At 57.8% G+C, this 16,552-nt stretch carries 17 protein-coding genes and 1 tRNA gene; 11 read left to right on the top strand and 7 right to left on the bottom strand.

The genetic code is table 11. The features are described from left to right. Nucleotides 1-1,008: 1,008 nt before the first annotated feature. The 4 genes from B30_RS17365 to pdxH all read right to left on the bottom strand — a co-directional run bounded on the left by B30_RS17365 (nt 1,009) and on the right by pdxH (nt 2,997). A tRNA-Pro gene (locus tag B30_RS17365) sits at nt 1,009-1,085 on the bottom strand. An 82-nt stretch (nt 1,086-1,167) separates the two neighbouring features. Beyond that, the gene (locus tag B30_RS17360; protein WP_009573468.1) at nt 1,168-1,626 is read right to left on the bottom strand and encodes a DUF192 domain-containing protein; all 459 of its coding nucleotides are present in this window, start codon (nt 1,624-1,626) and stop codon (nt 1,168-1,170) included. A gap of 43 nt (nt 1,627-1,669) precedes the next feature. After that, nucleotides 1,670-2,221 carry a cold-shock protein gene (locus B30_RS17355; protein ID WP_009573467.1) on the bottom strand — a complete coding sequence of 184 codons (552 nt, stop codon included), beginning with the start codon at nt 2,219-2,221 and terminating at the stop codon, nt 1,670-1,672. 170 nt (nt 2,222-2,391) lie between these two features. Continuing rightward, nucleotides 2,392-2,997, bottom strand: coding sequence for a pyridoxamine 5'-phosphate oxidase (gene pdxH, locus B30_RS17350; protein ID WP_009573466.1), 606 nt, complete (start codon nt 2,995-2,997; stop codon nt 2,392-2,394). Nucleotides 2,998-3,188: 191 nt separating this feature from the next. On the opposite strand from pdxH, the gene fabI reads away from it, so the two are divergent. Both fabI and gpt read left to right on the top strand, forming a co-directional pair. Continuing rightward, complete coding sequence (gene fabI, locus B30_RS17345; protein ID WP_009573465.1) at nt 3,189-3,992, top strand: enoyl-ACP reductase FabI; 804 nt, start codon at nt 3,189-3,191, stop codon at nt 3,990-3,992. Between the two features lie 210 nt (nt 3,993-4,202). Further along, a complete protein-coding gene (gene gpt / locus B30_RS17340) occupies nt 4,203-4,706 on the top strand; it encodes a xanthine phosphoribosyltransferase (RefSeq protein WP_009573464.1) in 504 nt (167 codons plus the stop codon). A gap of 29 nt (nt 4,707-4,735) precedes the next feature. Here the strand turns inward: gpt and B30_RS17335 are convergent, their stop codons facing one another. Then, nucleotides 4,736-5,023 (bottom strand): hypothetical protein, encoded by a 288-nt coding sequence (locus B30_RS17335; RefSeq protein WP_009573463.1) that lies wholly within the window; start codon nt 5,021-5,023, stop codon nt 4,736-4,738. Between the two features lie 332 nt (nt 5,024-5,355). On the opposite strand from B30_RS17335, the gene B30_RS17330 reads away from it, so the two are divergent. The 3 genes from B30_RS17330 to trpE all read left to right on the top strand — a co-directional run bounded on the left by B30_RS17330 (nt 5,356) and on the right by trpE (nt 10,066). After that, nucleotides 5,356-6,546, top strand: a complete 1,191-nt coding sequence (locus tag B30_RS17330) for an aminotransferase (RefSeq protein ID WP_009573462.1) — start codon at nt 5,356-5,358, stop codon at nt 6,544-6,546. An 88-nt stretch (nt 6,547-6,634) separates the two neighbouring features. Then, nucleotides 6,635-8,500, top strand: a complete 1,866-nt coding sequence (locus B30_RS17325) for a SurA N-terminal domain-containing protein (RefSeq protein WP_009573461.1) — start codon at nt 6,635-6,637, stop codon at nt 8,498-8,500. 51 nt (nt 8,501-8,551) lie between these two features. Beyond that, the gene (gene trpE / locus B30_RS17320; RefSeq protein WP_009573460.1) at nt 8,552-10,066 is read left to right on the top strand and encodes an anthranilate synthase component I; all 1,515 of its coding nucleotides are present in this window, start codon (nt 8,552-8,554) and stop codon (nt 10,064-10,066) included. Nucleotides 10,067-10,142: 76 nt separating this feature from the next. On the opposite strand, the gene B30_RS17315 is transcribed toward trpE, so the two are convergent. Continuing rightward, a complete protein-coding gene (locus B30_RS17315) occupies nt 10,143-10,604 on the bottom strand; it encodes an Lrp/AsnC family transcriptional regulator (protein WP_009573459.1) in 462 nt (153 codons plus the stop codon). Between the two features lie 173 nt (nt 10,605-10,777). Here B30_RS17315 and B30_RS17310 point away from each other — a divergent pair, with 173 nt between their 5' ends. The 5 genes from B30_RS17310 to B30_RS17290 all read left to right on the top strand — a co-directional run bounded on the left by B30_RS17310 (nt 10,778) and on the right by B30_RS17290 (nt 14,866). Beyond that, nucleotides 10,778-11,089, top strand: a complete 312-nt coding sequence (locus B30_RS17310) for a DUF2849 domain-containing protein (protein WP_009573458.1) — start codon at nt 10,778-10,780, stop codon at nt 11,087-11,089. Next, nucleotides 11,082-12,752 (top strand): nitrite/sulfite reductase, encoded by a 1,671-nt coding sequence (locus B30_RS17305; RefSeq protein ID WP_009573457.1) that lies wholly within the window; start codon nt 11,082-11,084, stop codon nt 12,750-12,752. Before B30_RS17310 ends, B30_RS17305 begins: the two co-directional genes overlap by 8 nt. Next, complete coding sequence (locus tag B30_RS17300) at nt 12,742-13,509, top strand: phosphoadenylyl-sulfate reductase (RefSeq protein WP_009573456.1); 768 nt, start codon at nt 12,742-12,744, stop codon at nt 13,507-13,509. Before B30_RS17305 ends, B30_RS17300 begins: the two co-directional genes overlap by 11 nt. After that, nucleotides 13,506-13,880 carry a DUF934 domain-containing protein gene (locus B30_RS17295; RefSeq protein WP_009573455.1) on the top strand — a complete coding sequence of 125 codons (375 nt, stop codon included), beginning with the start codon at nt 13,506-13,508 and terminating at the stop codon, nt 13,878-13,880. Before B30_RS17300 ends, B30_RS17295 begins: the two co-directional genes overlap by 4 nt. Nucleotides 13,881-13,972: 92 nt before the next feature. After that, nucleotides 13,973-14,866 carry a ferredoxin--NADP reductase gene (locus B30_RS17290; protein WP_009573454.1) on the top strand — a complete coding sequence of 298 codons (894 nt, stop codon included), beginning with the start codon at nt 13,973-13,975 and terminating at the stop codon, nt 14,864-14,866. A gap of 141 nt (nt 14,867-15,007) precedes the next feature. On the opposite strand, the gene B30_RS17285 is transcribed toward B30_RS17290, so the two are convergent. After that, the gene (locus B30_RS17285) at nt 15,008-15,763 is read right to left on the bottom strand and encodes a hypothetical protein (protein ID WP_009573453.1); all 756 of its coding nucleotides are present in this window, start codon (nt 15,761-15,763) and stop codon (nt 15,008-15,010) included. A gap of 217 nt (nt 15,764-15,980) precedes the next feature. On the opposite strand from B30_RS17285, the gene infC reads away from it, so the two are divergent. Continuing rightward, nucleotides 15,981-16,526, top strand: a complete 546-nt coding sequence (gene infC / locus B30_RS17280) for a translation initiation factor IF-3 (protein ID WP_074646015.1) — start codon at nt 15,981-15,983, stop codon at nt 16,524-16,526. Nucleotides 16,527-16,552 lie beyond the last annotated feature (26 nt).

Here is a 16,552-nt window from a genome sequence, read left to right as displayed (position 1 = left end):
TCAGGCCTCAACCTGATTCAGCCCGTCAAAGCCCGTTGCTTTTCAGATCCGCGGTGGCTTCGAACACAGATTCAAATCCGCCGCATGTCTCAACTCATCGCCCGCCGCATGCCCATCTACATCTTGTGTTTAAGCCAGTGAGCGACATCGCGACCGCAGAGCAAAATTCTCCTCACTCCGAAGCCGCGCATCGCGTTCGGTCTGTCAGGTGAGTCTCTCATGTCTTCGGTCTGGTCTTGGTGGTCGATCAAACGAAATAATCCGCAATTCCCTACCTAAAACGCCGGTTTCAGATCGGTTCCCCGGCGGTCACTCGTTGGATCTCTTCCCCGCGACTCTTGTCCCTCACCGCCTGACAACAACTAAATGTAGTGTTCCGTCAACCAGCTCACACAATGTGCAGCGTGTTTGCCCCTCAGGTCAATGTCATTTTAAGGCTTCGTAAACCAAAAAATCGGTTGACGAAAATTGCCCACAGGCGGGCGCGATTCGAATATTCCGGCGTTAATAAATTTTCCTTTGTTTCCCATAGGTTTCGCCAAATACGTTAACCAATTGCGCGAGCAATTGTGGATAAGTGACCGGTGCAAAAAAAATAGTCAGGCGCACTCAGCCTGAGCAATTTCCCCAAACGGTCGGCACACAACATATTGTGCTCACCCGACCTCTTCGCAGGCGCAGAAAGAGGTCATTCATGAGAATTTCAAGGGAAATATACAGCTTTAACGGGTCACTTCCCATCTCAAATCATCGTTAGGTTGAAACTTCGCCGCCAGACAGCATTCGAATCAAATTTCTCGGCACATCATGCAAAGGTGGAGAGATCGACCACAACCGTTGCAGAGGCGCGGCGCATGAACAAAGGGCGCCTAAAGCATCATGCCTTTCCAGTCTCAGATTAAAGGCGTGACGCTTTAACGAAAAAGGAGCGCAGATGCGCCCCAAACTCTCACCAAAACCGTTCATGCCGCAATAGCGCCGCAATGAGCGATGTCTCTCTGAGAAAAATGGTCGGGGCGAGAAGATTCGAACTTCCGACCCCCTGTACCCAAAACAGGTGCGCTACCAGGCTGCGCCACGCCCCGACCGTGCTGCGGTTCCTACCCTGCTCTGCGCCCGATGAAAAGACGTTTTCTGCGCAAAGTGAAACCTTTATTCATTCCGCACTCAGTCACAGGGATCTGCGGCCTCTGGCCCAAAGGCCGGATGACGCAAAACATCCCCCACCGAGATCCCCATCGCGCCAGCCAGCCCGCCATTGATCTCAAGCACAGCAAAGACCGCGTTTCCACCTGAGATCGGTGTGCGATCCAACGGCACGGCGCGCTCATGCACCTTTGTGATCACGCCCCGACGATCAACAAAGATCATATCCAGAGGGATCAGCGTATTGGCCATCCAAAACGCCACGGGACCCGATGTGTCATACACAAAGAGCATGCCGTGAGACTGCGCCATCTCAGGCCGGTTCATCAAGCCCAGCGCACGCTCGCCAGCATCATCGGCCAGCTCGACGCTAAAGCGCGCCGAAACCGAGGGACCGGATAAAACCACCTCATCCATACGACAGGCCTGAGAGGAAGAAGCAGGTGTCGCCTGCGCCTGTGCCGCACCCGAAAGCGCCATCACACAAAGGCACACCGCAACCTTAGATAAGGTCGCACATTGATTAGGAATCACTGTCCAATGTCTCTGCATGCGCCTCTTCCACTGCATGATCCCAGGCCGTCACATGCGCCGCCATGCGGCCCCGCCGCCCCTCGATCACCCGAAGGCCAATGGCCTCACCGGGCATCAGATCGGCAAGACCGGAGCGGCGCAGCACCTCGATATGCACGAACACATCTTCGGGGCGACCAAACACATTGGCAAAGCCAAAGCCCTTGCCCTTATCGAACCACTTCACCCGCGCCGGTTCCAACGGCAGATCAAGTCCGCCCCCGTCCACCTGTTCGAGATCTTCAAGCATCGGGCCATCGGACTGAACCGGGGGTTCAATCCCCAAAACCTCAATCGCCTGAACCCCACGATCGGTTTCTTGCACCGACAAGCGGATCAAGGCGGCATCTGCAACTGAACTTTGGCCGAAATTGCGCAATACATTTGCGTGCAACAAAATATCAGGGCCACCTTCGTCGGAGACCACAAAACCAAAACCACGCGTTGGATCGAACCATTTGACATGGCCCGATACAACCTTTTCCAAGCCTGTATCGTTCATATTTCCACACTCAAAAGGGGCGGCGCCTACGCACCAACCCGCAATTAGCGGGGCTTTCGCCCCTCATCCCTGCGGCAGACCCTGCGTCAAAGAAGACAAAGGTTCAAGACCTGCTTGACCTGTCTTTTTGATCAATTGCATGATTGCCGTTAGGTCAACCCGCCGTCTTATCAGGGATTTAGACGCTCAATCGTCCAAGCCTCCGTCACAGTCGCACGGGTCCATTTAAATCGGTCGTGAAGGCGAAACTCGCCATCGGCCCAAAACTCGATTTCAAGCGGGGTGATCCGGTAACCGCCCCAAAATGGGGGACGTTTCGGATTTGGCCCGTGTTTCAGCCCCGCTTTGGCCACCGCTTCCATCAGCGCCGTTTTGGACGCCAGAGGCCGCGACTGTTTTGACGCCCAAGCCCCGATCCGCGACCCCAAGGCCCGCGATGAATAATAGGCGTCAGAGGCGGCGTCACTTTCGCGTGTCACCAGGCCGCGCACACGAACTTGTCGACGCAAACTTTTCCAATGCATGACAAAAGCGGCCTTGCCAGAACTCTCGATTTCCTGGCCCTTGGCGCTTTCATAATTGGTGAAAAACACGAACGCATCATCCGCGATATCTTTGAGCAACACCATGCGCGCATTCGGCAACCCATCGGAATCGACCGTGGCCAAGGCGATGGCATTGGGGTCATTGACCTCTGTTGCCTCAGCCGATTTGAGCCATTGGCGGGCAATCTCGAACGGATCGTCCCCTGCAAAAATACCTTTACGCGACACCATGGCTCACCTCCTGTTTGCCTCGTGGATAGCCCTTTGTGAGCGGCACAACAAGGCGCACCAAAACATACCCTGAATCATCTTGGGCAGATTTTGACGCCGCGTCACGAATTTACTCCCCCCAGACTTGCTAGGTTTGCGCAAAAGCCCTAAAGCACTTTCCAACATGAATTCTATACAGGTGAGGGCCAAATATGACCAAACTGATGGATGGAAAGCGGGGCCTGATCATGGGGCTTGCCAATGACAAGTCGATCGCCTGGGGCATCGCACAAGCCTTGGCGGACCATGGCGCCGAGCTGTGCTTTTCCTATCAAGGCGAACAGTTGAAAAAGCGAGTCGACCCGCTGGCTGAACGGTTGGGCTCGGATTTCGTCGTCGAATGCGATGTTTCGGACGAAGCCTCGGTTGATGCGTTGTTTGCCGCCATCGAGGCGAAATGGGGCAAGATGGATTTCATCGTCCACGCCATTGGCTTTTCCGACAAAGCCGAATTGCGCGGCCGCTACGTCGACACCACCCGCGCCAATTTCAACCTGACCATGGACATTTCCGTCTATTCCTTCACCGCCGTGGCCCAACGCGCCGCGAAACTGATGGTGGATGGCGGGTCGATGTTGACCATGACCTATTACGGCGCCGAGCGCGTGATGCCGCATTACAATGTCATGGGTGTGGCCAAGGCCGCGCTTGAGGCCTCCGTGCGCTATCTGGCCGAAGATTTGGGCAAAGACGGCATCCGGGTCAATTCGATCTCCGCCGGGCCGATCAAAACGCTGGCCGCCTCGGGCATTGGCGATTTCCGCTACATTATGAAGTGGAACGAATACAATTCGCCGCTGCGCCGCAATGTGACCATTGATGATGTCGGCGGCTCCGCGCTTTACCTCTTGTCGGACCTGTCTTCGGGCGTCACCGGCGAAACCCACCACGTTGATGCCGGCTATCATGTGGTTGGGATGAAGGCGGTGGACGCGCCGGACATCACCAAAGGCTAAACCGCCGACATAAAGACAAATGGTAAAACGAGGGCTTCGGCCTCCGTTTCGCATTGCACCCGGGTATATGACGACAGGATTCCCCGATCTTTTTCGCAGTTTTTTAAGAAACCCCGCTGTAAGAGATTGTGGTGGCGCGATTTTCGCGGCAAAAAAGGCGCCAACTTGAACACGACCCCATCAACACCGTCCTCATCAAAGGATTTTGAAATGTCCGATCGCTTGCCGCATGAAAAAGGGTTTCACATCAGCTGGGACCAGATCCATCGCGACAGCCGGGCGCTGGCGTGGCGGTTGGATGGCAAGGGGCCGGACGATGGTGCATGGCGTGCCGTTGTGGCAATCACCCGTGGCGGCATGGCTCCGGCGATGATCATCGCACGCGAATTGGACATTCGCACGGTCGACACGATCTCGGTCAAATCCTACGATCACCAAGACCAATCCGAAGCGGTGGTGTTGAAAGCCCCCGACAAGGATATCATGGGCGATGGCACCGGGATTTTGATCATCGACGATCTGGTGGACAGTGGCAAAACCCTAAAGCTGGTGCGCGAACTCTATCCGAACGCACAGTTCGCCACCGTTTACGCCAAACCCGCAGGGCGGCCACAGGTTGACACGTTCATCACCGAAGTGTCGCAAGACACCTGGATTTTCTTCCCATGGGATATGGCCCTGCAATATGTTCAGCCTTACCGCGGCCGAGACTAAGGCTTAGCCCAAACTCACGCGGGCCAAACTCACGCCGCGTAGGGTTGAGGGGAAAGCTGGCGCACCACGCGCTCCAGCTTTTCGATCTCATGCACAGCGAATGCCACGCTGTTGTCAAAGTCCATGCTGCGCAAGACCCCATCAATCGCGCCGCAGGCGGACCGGATCATATACCCCGCCAACCGCAGTTCGACCTCGTAGGACCGCTCGCGGATGTGATCCGTCATCGCCTCCGCCTGCACCGCTTCGCCTTCTTGGGCGGTCAAAAGCGCCGCCTTTAAATCCGCAATCAGCGCCTGATTTTTCATCTGCTCCATAGGGCAAACCTCACCTTTTCGACATTGACCTCATTCGGCCCTTGGCGTTGCCGCCTTATTCACATGCTTTTTCACATGGGGCTCTCTGCCTCCATTGAAACAATCAAAAGGGCGATTTGATTAATGGCGGATGAATCCCCCCTATTCTTTGCATCACGCCTTGGTGAAAGCCTTTTTTTTCAGCGCCTTGTCGCATTTGGGGTCATAAAGATAACACGCCATGCCCGCGCCCCGATCACGCTCACTCAGCTGTGAGCGTTTCTGCAATTGCAGTGCGTTTGGAACCTGCCTAGCTTTGACCTGCTCACAGCCCTCGCTCAGGAGACCCCGCGATGCCTCTACCCCTGCCCCTCGCCGCCCCAATGTCCCGCACCTTTCGTTCGCCGATCATTGCAGCCAAAGAGTGGGTCGAGGGCGTCAGCTTTCCCGCAGATCGCCCGCTGATCAACGTCTCGCAAGCCGCCCCCATCGCCGCCCCCCCGTTGGCGCTGCGCAAGGAGATCGCGAGGATGGCGGTTGAGGATATTGAGGCGCATATTTACGGGCCCGTGTTGGGCCTGCCGGCGCTGCGCTCCGAAATCGCCAACCAATGGTCCGCCGCCTATCACGCCAAAATCGAGGCTTCAGAGGTCGCCATCACCTCCGGCTGCAATCAGGCCTTCACCGCCGTCATGTCGACCATCGCGGCGCCGGGCGATGAGGTCATTCTGCCAACGCCATGGTATTTCAATCATAAAATGTGGTGCGATATGTCGGGGGTCCATGCCGTGCCCCTGGCCACAGGCGACGACCTTTTGCCGGATTTGGAGGCTGCTGCCCGGCTGATCACCCCGCGCACCCGCGCCATCGTGTTGATCACCCCCAACAATCCCGGCGGCGTCGAATACCCGGCCGAGTTGCTGACCAAATTCTACGCCCTCGCCCGCGAACATCGCATATCTTTGGTGCTCGATGAGACCTATCGCGATTTTGACAGCCGCTCAGAGGTGCCGCATCACCTGTTCCGCCAACCCGATTGGCACGACACTTTGGTGCATCTCTATTCTTTCTCCAAAGCCTTTCGCCTGACCGGCCACCGCGTTGGCGCGCTGATTGCCTCACCAGACCGCCTGACTCAGGTCGAAAAATACCTCGACACCATCGCGATTTGCCCCAATCAAATCGGCCAGCGTGCAGCGCTTTGGGGCATGCAGAACCTCAGCCAATGGGTCGCGGGTGAACGCGCCGAGATTCTCGACCGCCGCGCCGCGATTTACGAAGGCTTCCCGACGCTTGCGGCGAAGGGCTGGAACCTCTTGGGATGTGGCGCCTTCTTCGCCTATGTCGAACACCCGTTTGCGATGCCCTCCTCTGAGCTTGCGCCTTGGCTGGTCAAACACGCGTCGATCCTGTTGCTGCCCGGTGCCAGCTTCATGCCCGAAGGCGACGCGCGCGCCGAACGCCAATTGCGCATCGCCTTTGCCAATATCGACCGTGACGGCATTCACGACCTTTTCACAAGACTGGCCCAAATTGCGCCCTAAATGACGGTAAATTTCATTGTGATCCGGCTTGCGAAGCCTGTCGCGAGCGCCTAGACACTTTGCCAACCTTTAAGGGAGAAAAAGGCATATGGCGCACGGCAAGGGCACCGGTAAGCAATCTGGCACGAAAATGGTGGTTTGGGGGATTTTGGGCCTCCTGATCATCGGCCTGGGTGGATTTGGCACCGCAAATTTCGGCGGCGGCGTCACCCGTGTGGCCCGTGTTGGCGATGAAGACATCACGCCCACCGCCTATGCCAATGCGCTGCAAAGCCAAATTCGCGCAATCGAAAGCCAGACCGGCCAAGACATCACTGTGCAGCAAGCCCTGTCTTTTGGTTTGTCGCAACAAGTGTTGGGCCAATTGTTGGATCAGGCCGCGCTTGACAATGAAACCGCGAAAATCGGCATTTCGGTCGGAGATGATGCGGTGCGCCGGGAGCTTTTGGCGATGGATGCGTTCAAAGGGTTTGACGGCACATTCAGCACCGAAACCTACAAAGACATGCTGGCGCGCAACAATCTCGATGGCAAAACCTTCGAGGCAGGCCTGCGCAAAGATGCGGCGCGCGCCATTCTCACCGGCGCTTTGGCCACTGGCATCACCATGCCGCCCTCCTATGGTCAGGTCGTGGTCGATTGGCTTGGCGAACGGCGCACCATTTCGGTCGCGACCCTCACAGTTGCTGACCTTGAGACCGGCACACCGATTGCCTCTGATGCCGACATCCAGGCCTGGTATGACGCCCACCCGGACGCCTATACCGCGCCCGAGGCCCGCAAAGTCACCTATGCGTGGTTGACGCCTGCGATGCTGACCGATGAGGTTGAGCTGGATGAAACCGCCCTGCGCAAGCTCTATAACGACAATATCGCCTCCTATGTCCAACCCGAACGCCGCCTTGTCGAGCGTCTGGTCTATGGCACGGAAGAGGATGCCAAAGCCGCGGCTGAACGCATCACTGCGGGTGAAACCTCCTTTGAGGATGAAGTCACCACCCGCGGCCTTGATTTGATCGACGTCGATATGGGCGATGTTTCCGCCGATGATCTGTCCTCGGCTGCCGCCACCCTCGTGTTTGCCCTTGAGGGCACCGGCGTTGTCGGCCCCGTGATGTCCGATCTGGGTCCGGCATTGTACCGGGTCAACGGCACATTGGCCGGGACCGAGATTTCCTTTGAAGAGGCGCGCGATGGTTTGGCGGTGGAAATGGCCGCAGACGCGGCGGCGCGCCTGATTGCCGATCAGATCGAAACCTTTGACAATGATCTGGCCGGGGGCATGACGCTTGAAGATCTGGCCGAGGCCACGCAGATGGAGCTGGGCACGATGGATTGGACCCCCGAAAGCGAAGGCGGGATTGCCGCCTATACCGCCTTCAAAGACGCGGTTGCAACGCTGAGCCCCGACGACTACCCGGCGATCATGGAACTGGGCGATGGTGGCGTGTTTGCCATGCGTCTGGACGCGATTGTCCCCTCCGCTGTGCGTCCGCTCGACGAGGTCCGTGATCAGGTCTCTGCCGATTGGGAGCGCGATGCCATCTCGACGCTTTTGACCGCCCGCGCCGAAGCGCTTGAAACCGATGTGGCGGCGGGCACCCCGATCACCGAACTGGGTCTGGAGTCCGAGAGCTTTGAAGCGATCACCCGTCAGGGCAACATCGCCTCCATGCCCGCAGGCTTTATCGACGCGGTGTTTGCCCCCGGTCTGACGCTTGGCGGCACCACCTTGATTCCCGGCCAAGGCCGTGTTGTCATTGCCAAAATCGACAAGGTCGATGCCCCCGCCAAAACGGACGAAAACAGTGCCATTGCCGATGGCTACATCACCTCCGCCGCCCAAGGCGCGGCGCAAGACGTGATTGCCGCCTTCTCCAATGCGCTGCGCCTGCGCGACGGCGTGACCGTCAATGAACCCGCCCTGACCGCAGTGCACAGCCAAATTCAATAAGCGCCGTTTGATCCTAAGACGGCGGGCAGACAGACGAGAAAGACGACAGACATGGCCACGCTTATCCCCGCCTTCTCCACCTTCGAGGCCGCCTATGACGCCGGGCTCAATCAGGTGGTGTACGCCAAAGTGGCCGCCGATCTCGACACGCCCGTGTCGATCATGCTCAAACTCGCGGGCGCGCGCACCGACAGTTTCATCCTTGAATCAGTCACCGGCGGCGAGGTGCGCGGGCGCTATTCCATCATCGGCTTGAAACCCGATCTGATCTGGAAATGCGATGGCACGACTGCCGCGCTCAACCGCAATGCGCGCTTCGACCCCGACAGCTACACCACGTCGGACCTCGATCCTCTGGCCTCGCTACGGGCGCTGATCGCGGAGAGCAAAATCGACATGCCCGCCGAATTGCCAGCTTCCGCAGCCGGTCTTTTCGGCTATCTCGGCTATGACATGATCCGTCTGGTCGAACATCTGCCCAATGTGAACCCCGACCCGATCGGCCTGCCCGATGCGGTGTTGATGCGCCCCTCTGTGGTGGCCGTGCTGGACGGGGTCAAAGGCGAGGTCACCGTGGTGTCGCCCGCTTGGGTCGGCACAGGCCAATCCGCCAAAGCCGCCTATGCGCAGGCCGCCGAACGGGTGATGGATGCGCTGCGCGATCTCGAACGCGCGCCGTCTGAGACCAGCCACGATCTGGGCGAAAGCTTTGCAGCCCCCGCTCCGGTGTCGAATTTCACCCATGAGGGCTACAAACAAGCCGTTGAAAAGGCGAAAGACTACATCACTGCCGGTGACATTTTTCAAGTCGTGCCCGCGCAGCGCTGGACCCAGGATTTCCCGCTGCCGCCCTTCTCGCTTTACCGTTCGTTGCGCCGCACCAACCCCTCGCCTTTCATGTTCTTTTTCAACTTCGGCGGCTTTCAAATCATCGGCGCCTCGCCCGAGATTCTGGTCCGCGTCTTTGACGGCGAGGTCACAATCCGACCGATCGCGGGCACCCGCAAACGCGGCGCGACACCCGAAGAAGACAAGGCGCTGGAGCTTGATTTGCTCTCGGATCAAAAAGAACTGGCCGAGCATTTGATGCTGCTGGATTTGGGGCGTAATGACACCGGCAAAGTGTCGAAAATCGGCACGGTGCGTCCGACCGAAGAGTTCATCATCGAACGCTATTCCCACGTCATGCACATTGTCTCCAACGTCGTGGGCGAGTTGCGCGAGGACGAAGATGCGCTCTCCGCCCTCTTGGCAGGCCTGCCCGCAGGCACCGTCTCCGGCGCGCCCAAAGTGCGCGCCATGGAGATCATCGACGAGTTGGAACCGGAAAAACGCGGCGTCTATGGCGGCGGCGTGGGATACTTTTCCGCAGGTGGCGACATGGACATGTGCATCGCGCTGCGCACGGCCGTCTTGAAGGACGAAAAGCTTTATATCCAAGCGGGCGGTGGCGTGGTCTACGACTCTGATCCCGAGGGCGAGTATCAGGAAACCGTCAACAAATCCAATGCCCTGCGCAAAGCGGCCGAGGATGCCGGGATGTTCACAAGCTCTGGCAATCGCTGAACGTCTTTACCGTGGCTTAAATACTCATACCGGGAACGTGTGAGTATTTGTCACTGCAATGAAAACTGCAATGACACTAGAGCGGCAGTTCGGTCGTCGATTTGATCTCTTCCATCGATAAGAGCGCCGTGACGTTGTAGATTGAGACCTCTTGGATCAGCGCCTGATAGAACTCATCATAGGCCTTGGCGTTTTTCACCCGGACCTTGAGGATGTAATCAATCTCCCCCGCCAAACGATGCGCCTCCAGGACCTCCGGGCGGCGTTTGAGCACCTGTAAAAACGTCTCCTGCCACCCGGCTTCATGGGCGTTGGTTTTGACCAGCACAAAGAAACAGGCCTCAAGCCCAAGACTCTCCGGGTCAAGGATCACGGTCTGTTGGCCAATGACGCCACCTTCGCGCATTTTGCGGATGCGATTCCACACGGGCGTCTTCGAAGACCCGACTTTTCGGGCAATTTCGTCCAAAGATTGGCTGGCATCCTGTTGCAGTTCGCTCAGGATTTTCCGATCCATCGCGTCGAGTTGGACTGGCATTTCGGTTTTCCTCTCAATCTTGGAATGACGACCCGGCGCGGGTCTCATATTGGAACAAACATCCTTATTGACGTCGCACCATAGCATAAACTTAGGACAATGTTCTAAATATAGAGACAGAAATCGCAAGCCGAAACCAATGCCCTCGCCAACCGTCTCGCAAGGAATGTCCCATGTCGCGCCCGTTCACGCCCAAAGTCATCACCGCCAACGCGCTTTTGCAAGGGGATGTGATTTATCTCTCTGAGAGCGGCACCTGGGTGCGCGACCTCCATGAGGCGGCATTGATCTTTGACGCTGTGCGGGCAGAGGCGCTTTTGGCCGAGGCGCAAAAAGACGGGATGGTCGTCGGTGCCTATCTGACGGATGCGGCAGAGGGCAAGCATGGCCCGGAACCAACCCATTTTCGCGAAGAGTTCCGCCGCACAGGCCCCTCGAACTACCCCCACGGCAAGCAAGAAACAGGAGCGCGGGCAAATGTATAAGTACAACGATTTTGACGAAAGCTTCGTGCGCAACCGTGTGGCGCAATTTTCCGCCCAGGTCGCCCGCCGCATCGACGGCAGCCTCTCTGAGGAGGAATTCCGCCCGCTGCGCTTGATGAACGGGCTCTACCTGCAACTGCATGCCTATATGCTGCGCGTGGCGATCCCCTACGGGACGTTGAATCCGGATCAAATGGACCAGCTCGCCCATATCGCGGAAAAATATGATCGCGGCTACGGCCATTTCACCACGCGTCAAAACATCCAATACAACTGGCCGAAATTGCCGGATGTGCCCGCGATCCTTTCCGATCTCGCGGATGTTGAAATGCACGCGATCCAGACCTCCGGCAACACCATCCGCAATGTCACCGCCGATCATTTCGCCGGTGCAGCCGCCGATGAGGTCGCCGATCCGCGCCCCGTCGCGGAACTCATTCGCCAATGGTCGACCGATCACCCGGAATTCCAATTCCTGCCGCGCAAATTCAAGGTCGCGGTCACCGGGGCCACGGCGGATCGCGCCGTGGTGCGCGCCCATGACATCGGGCTGGTGCTCAAACGTCAGGACGGCGTTTTGGGCGCGGAAATCATCGTCGGCGGCGGGCTTGGGCGGACGCCGATGGTCGGCAAGACCTTGAAAGAGTTTGTCCCCTTTGACGATCTGCTGCCCTATTTGGAAGCCACCGTCTCGGTTTGGAACCTTTTGGGGCGGCGCGACAACAAATACAAAGCCCGGATCAAAATCACCGTGCATGAACACGGGATCGACGACATCCGCGCCCGCGTTGAAGACCGTTTTGCCGCGATCAAGCCGAGCTTTGGCGGGATCGACATGGAGATGCTGCGCGAGATTGAGGGGCATTTTTTGCCGCCGATCTTTGCCGACAAACCCGTCGATGCCTATACCCGCGCCTATGAGGCCGACCCGGTGTTCCGCGCCTGGGCCGACACCAATTTGGCGGCGCATAAGGCCGAAGGTTACGCCATCGTCACTGTCTCATTGAAAAAACCGGGCCAAACGCCGGGGGATGCCACAGCAGAGCAAATGCGCGCCTTGGCGCAGATTGCCCGCGATTACGCCCATGACGAGCTGCGCATTTCGCATGAGCAAAACGTCATCCTGCCGCATGTGCATAAATCCAATCTGCCCGCGCTGCACGCAGCCCTCAAAGCCTTTGATCTGGCCTCGGCCAATGTCGGGCTGGTCAGCGACATCATCGCCTGCCCCGGCATGGATTATTGCGCGCTGGCAACCGCCCGTTCAATCCCCGTCGCCCAAGGCATCGCGACCCGGTTTGAAGAGCTGAAACTCGAACATGACATCGGTGCGCTCAAAATCAAAATCTCCGGCTGCATCAACGCCTGTGGCCACCACCACGTCGGCCATATCGGCATTCTTGGGTTGGACCGCGCCGGTGTTGAGAATTATCAGATCACGCTGGGCGGAGATGGCACCGAAGACATGGTGATCGGGGATCGCACGGGGCCGGGCTTTGCCTATGATGAAATCGTACCGGCGATTGAGCGCATTTTGCTGTGCTATCTCGATCTGCGCGATGGGCCTGAGGAAACCTTCCTTGCCGCCTACCGTCGTCTCGGGCTGGCCCCGTTCAAAGCAGCGCTCTATCCGGCCAAAGAGGAAAAAGCCAATGCCGCATGAGGCCACGCTTTTGAAACAGGAATTCGGCACGGTGGACACCCGTGTCGAGCGCCTGAACGCGCGCTACAAGCACCATTCGGCAACGTCAGTGTTGGAACTGGCGCTGCGGGATCGTGAACTGGGGCGGATTGCGCTTGTGTCGTCTTTTGGTGCCGAGTCAGTGGTGTTGTTGCACATGATTTCGGTGATGAAACCGGACACGCCGGTGGTGTTCATCGACACGGAAATGTTGTTTCAGGAAACCATCGACTATCAACTCGACCTGATCGACCGGCTCGATCTGCGCGATGTGCGGCGCATTCGCCCCTCTCGCGCCAAATTGGACGCCCATGATCCCGAAGGCCTCCTGCATCAAAGCGACAAGGACGCCTGCTGTGATCTGCGCAAGACCCAACCGCTGCAAGAGGCGCTGGGGGGATTTGACGCGTGGATCACCGGGCGCAAACGGTTTCAGGGTGCCACGCGGGCCAGTCTCGATTTCTTTGAAAACGAGTTAGACACGCGGATCAAAATCAATCCTCTGGCCTATTGGGCGCCAAGCGATTTACAGGATTACATGATCAACAACCGCCTGCCGCGTCACCCGTTGGTGGCAAAAGGCTATCCGTCGATTGGCTGTGCGCCCTGCACATCGCCGGTCAAAGAGGGCGAAGATCCGCGCGCTGGACGTTGGCGCGATGAAGAGAAAACAGAATGCGGGATCCATTTCGTGGACGGAAAATTCGTGCGCGTGCCGCTTAAAGGAGATGCAGCATGACGCAACTCATCCAAGACAGCGGCTTTGTCGCCGAGGATTTCACCGGGGACTGGCTTGATCTGGCTTCCGACACAGCCCCTGAGACCCTCGCGCAATATGCCGGGGCGGAGGCGATCCGCATTGATTTTCCGAGCTTCTCAGATGGGCGCGGCTTTACGCTTGCCCGGCTGTTGCGGCTCAAAGGCTTTACCGGACGGTTGCGTGCAGCGGGCCATGTGATTGCCGATCAATACGCCATGGCACGGCGCGCGGGCTTTGACGAGGTGGCGATTTCCGACGATCTGGCCGCCCGCCAAGACGAGGCGCAATGGCTGGCCCGCGCCGATTGGCAGGCGGGCGATTACCAGTCGCGCTTGCGTGGGCGGGCGTAAAGGGCCAAAAGGGGGCTGAGTTTCGCCCCGTTCATCTGATGTGGATCAAAGAGACATCCGCGATATCCGTTAAGACGGTGCGAGAGACAGACATGACCGAGCAAATGCAAGTGGCAGACACAACAGTGACAGACACATCCGCGACCCATACCGCAGCGCCCCAAGCCGCGGCCGACGTAAAAACCAAAGCCGTTCCCACCCTGCCCGACGCCGCCAAGGTGACCGAGGTCAAACATTGGAACGACCGCCTGTTCTCCTTTAAGGTCGAGCGGCCTCAAACGCTGCGGTTCCGCTCCGGCGAATTCGTGATGATCGGGCTGATGAACGATCCCGACCCAAAGACTGGCAAACAAAAGCCGCTGCTGCGCGCCTATTCCATCGCCTCACCGTCTTGGGATGAGGAATTGGAATTCTATTCGATCAAGGTGCAAGACGGCCCGCTGACCTCGCGCTTACAACATATCCAGCCCGGCGATGAGATCATCCTGCGACCGAAACCCGTTGGCACCCTCGTTGTGGACGCGCTTTTGCCCGGAAAACGGTTGTGGATGTTCGCCACAGGCACCGGGATTGCGCCCTTTGCGTCCTTGATGCGCGAACCGGAAGTCTATGAAAAGTTTGAAGAAGTCATCTTGATGCACACTTGCCGTGAAGTGTCTGAGTTGGAATATGGTCGCCAGCTTGTCGAACATATCAAATCTGACGAAATCCTCTCCGAGATTGAAGACGGCAAGCTGCGCTACTACCCGACGACGACCCGCGAAGCGTTTCATCACAAGGGCCGCGTCACCGACAATCTGGCCTCTGGCAAAGTGTTCGAAGACCTCGGCATCCCACCGCTCTGCCCGGAAAATGACCGTGGCATGGTCTGTGGCAACCTGGCGTTCAACAAAGACATCATGAAAATCCTTGATGGCTTTGGCCTGCGCGAAGGTGCCAATTCCGAGCCGAAGGAATATGTGGTCGAAAAGGCTTTTGTCGACTGATCCACGCCATAACGTTCCAAATGCAAAAGCCCGCCTCAGAGATGAGCGCGGGCTTTTTCATGGGCATGAACCCAGAAAGCGGACATTAAAAAGCCGCGCAAGGTCTCCCCTGCGCGGCCCTGTGATCAGATCACCTCTGGCTTACATGCCAAGCAGCGTGCGCGCTTTTTCCAAAATTGCGCCAAGCAATTCCGGGTTGTTTTGCGCCTGGGCCATCGCCGTGGTGATGGTGGCTTTGGCTGTTGCGTCAAGCGACGATTCGTTGACCAGAGCTTTGGCTTTTTCAAGATCGAAGCCCTCAACGGTCAGCGCCTCAGGGGACGCCATGTCGTCGGTCGCGGTATCAACAGCATCGCCTGCGGCCTCTGCTGTGTCTGCGGCGGATTCAACCGCATCGGCGGCCGCCTCATTTGCCGTGTCAACGGCATCTGCGGCTGTGTCTGCGGCATCTGCGGCGGCCTCGGCGGCTTCGTCCGTGCCACCGGCAACCATATCTTTCGCGCCTTCAACAGCATCCGTTGCCATATCTTTGGCACCTTCTGCGGCTTCGGTCGCCATGTCTTTTGCATTTTGAGCCGCATCCATCGCAGCGGTTGCGGCTTCGGAGGCTGCGTCTGCCGCGCCTTCGCCCGCGGCTTCGGCCGCGTCAGTGGCTGCATCAACGGCGTCGGTGGCCGCGTCGACAGTGGCATCAGCCGCATCGGACACCGCATCAGCCGCGTCAGAGGCGGCTTCGGTGGTTGCTTCGGCTGCGTCAGAGGCGGCGTCGGAGACCTGTTCAACAACGGAGCTGGTGCTCTCGGTCGTGGTTTCTGCCGCTTTCTCTTCTTCTTTACAAGCTGCAAGAGACAGGGCCAGGCCAGTGATCAGCGCGCCGGTTACAAAACGATTGGTCATAGAGTAGTCCTCACCATTAACGGGGAATTATGGTTTCCCGGATAATTGGCGTATGACATGACACTGGTGCAAAGAAAAGGGGCCAGATCCCCGGTTTTTCCCCATGGGTGCCCCATGTCGCCTTCTGTGCAAGAAGACGCCGATATTGGGTTGAATATGGCAAGGTTTCGCCTTATTTTCGCGCGACATGAATTGTAACGACTTATAGGAGCTTACCATAGCCCGCAGACCGCATAACGCCCCGCCGACCCGTGACACCGGACCTCGTATCAACGAACGTATCCGGTCGCCGGAAATCCGCCTGATCGGCGCTGAGGGTGAAAACGTTGGTGTCGTCACACCGTCCCGTGCACTTGAAATGGCGATCGAGGCTGGTCTTGACCTCGTGGAAATTTCGCCGAACGCGGAACCGCCGGTTTGTAAGATCATGGATTTCGGCAAGTTCAAATATGAACAGCAGAAACGTGAATCTGAAGCGCGCAAAAAGCAAAAGATCATCGAGATCAAGGAAGTCAAATTCCGTCCCGGCACCGATGTGCATGACTACGAAGTCAAAATGCGCAATGTCGTCAAGTTCCTTGAAAATGGCGACAAGGTCAAAGTGACGTTGCGCTTCCGGGGCCGCGAAATGGCGCACCAGGATTTGGGGCGTGTGCTTTTGGAACGCGTGGCAGAAGACACCAAAGCCATCGGCAAAATCGAAAGCATGCCAAAGCTTGAAGGTCGCCAAATGGTCATGATGATCGGCCCGCTGCCGAAGTGAGGCGTTGCGTCTGACGTGAATGATGA

Origin of the sequence: Celeribacter baekdonensis B30, assembly GCF_000299875.1 — a bacterium.
Classification (GTDB): Bacteria; Pseudomonadota; Alphaproteobacteria; order Rhodobacterales; family Rhodobacteraceae; genus Celeribacter; species Celeribacter baekdonensis_A.
The sequence above is the reverse complement of the archived record's forward strand: the minus strand, read 5'-3'. Positions and strand labels throughout refer to the sequence as shown.

Coding starts and splice junctions, on each gene's coding strand:
- B30_RS17360 (WP_009573468.1), bottom strand. CDS start 1,626: ATGGCGCTTTCGGGTGCGGCACAGGCGCAGGCGACACCTGCTTCTTCC.
- B30_RS17355 (WP_009573467.1), bottom strand. CDS start 2,221: ATGAACGATACAGGCTTGGAAAAGGTTGTATCGGGCCATGTCAAATGG.
- pdxH (WP_009573466.1), bottom strand. CDS start 2,997: ATGGTGTCGCGTAAAGGTATTTTTGCAGGGGACGATCCGTTCGAGATT.
- fabI (WP_009573465.1), top strand. CDS start 3,189: ATGACCAAACTGATGGATGGAAAGCGGGGCCTGATCATGGGGCTTGCC.
- gpt (WP_009573464.1), top strand. CDS start 4,203: ATGTCCGATCGCTTGCCGCATGAAAAAGGGTTTCACATCAGCTGGGAC.
- B30_RS17335 (WP_009573463.1), bottom strand. CDS start 5,023: ATGGAGCAGATGAAAAATCAGGCGCTGATTGCGGATTTAAAGGCGGCG.
- B30_RS17330 (WP_009573462.1), top strand. CDS start 5,356: ATGCCTCTACCCCTGCCCCTCGCCGCCCCAATGTCCCGCACCTTTCGT.
- B30_RS17325 (WP_009573461.1), top strand. CDS start 6,635: ATGGCGCACGGCAAGGGCACCGGTAAGCAATCTGGCACGAAAATGGTG.
- trpE (WP_009573460.1), top strand. CDS start 8,552: ATGGCCACGCTTATCCCCGCCTTCTCCACCTTCGAGGCCGCCTATGAC.
- B30_RS17315 (WP_009573459.1), bottom strand. CDS start 10,604: ATGCCAGTCCAACTCGACGCGATGGATCGGAAAATCCTGAGCGAACTG.
- B30_RS17310 (WP_009573458.1), top strand. CDS start 10,778: ATGTCGCGCCCGTTCACGCCCAAAGTCATCACCGCCAACGCGCTTTTG.
- B30_RS17305 (WP_009573457.1), top strand. CDS start 11,082: ATGTATAAGTACAACGATTTTGACGAAAGCTTCGTGCGCAACCGTGTG.
- B30_RS17300 (WP_009573456.1), top strand. CDS start 12,742: ATGCCGCATGAGGCCACGCTTTTGAAACAGGAATTCGGCACGGTGGAC.
- B30_RS17295 (WP_009573455.1), top strand. CDS start 13,506: ATGACGCAACTCATCCAAGACAGCGGCTTTGTCGCCGAGGATTTCACC.
- B30_RS17290 (WP_009573454.1), top strand. CDS start 13,973: ATGACCGAGCAAATGCAAGTGGCAGACACAACAGTGACAGACACATCC.
- B30_RS17285 (WP_009573453.1), bottom strand. CDS start 15,763: ATGACCAATCGTTTTGTAACCGGCGCGCTGATCACTGGCCTGGCCCTG.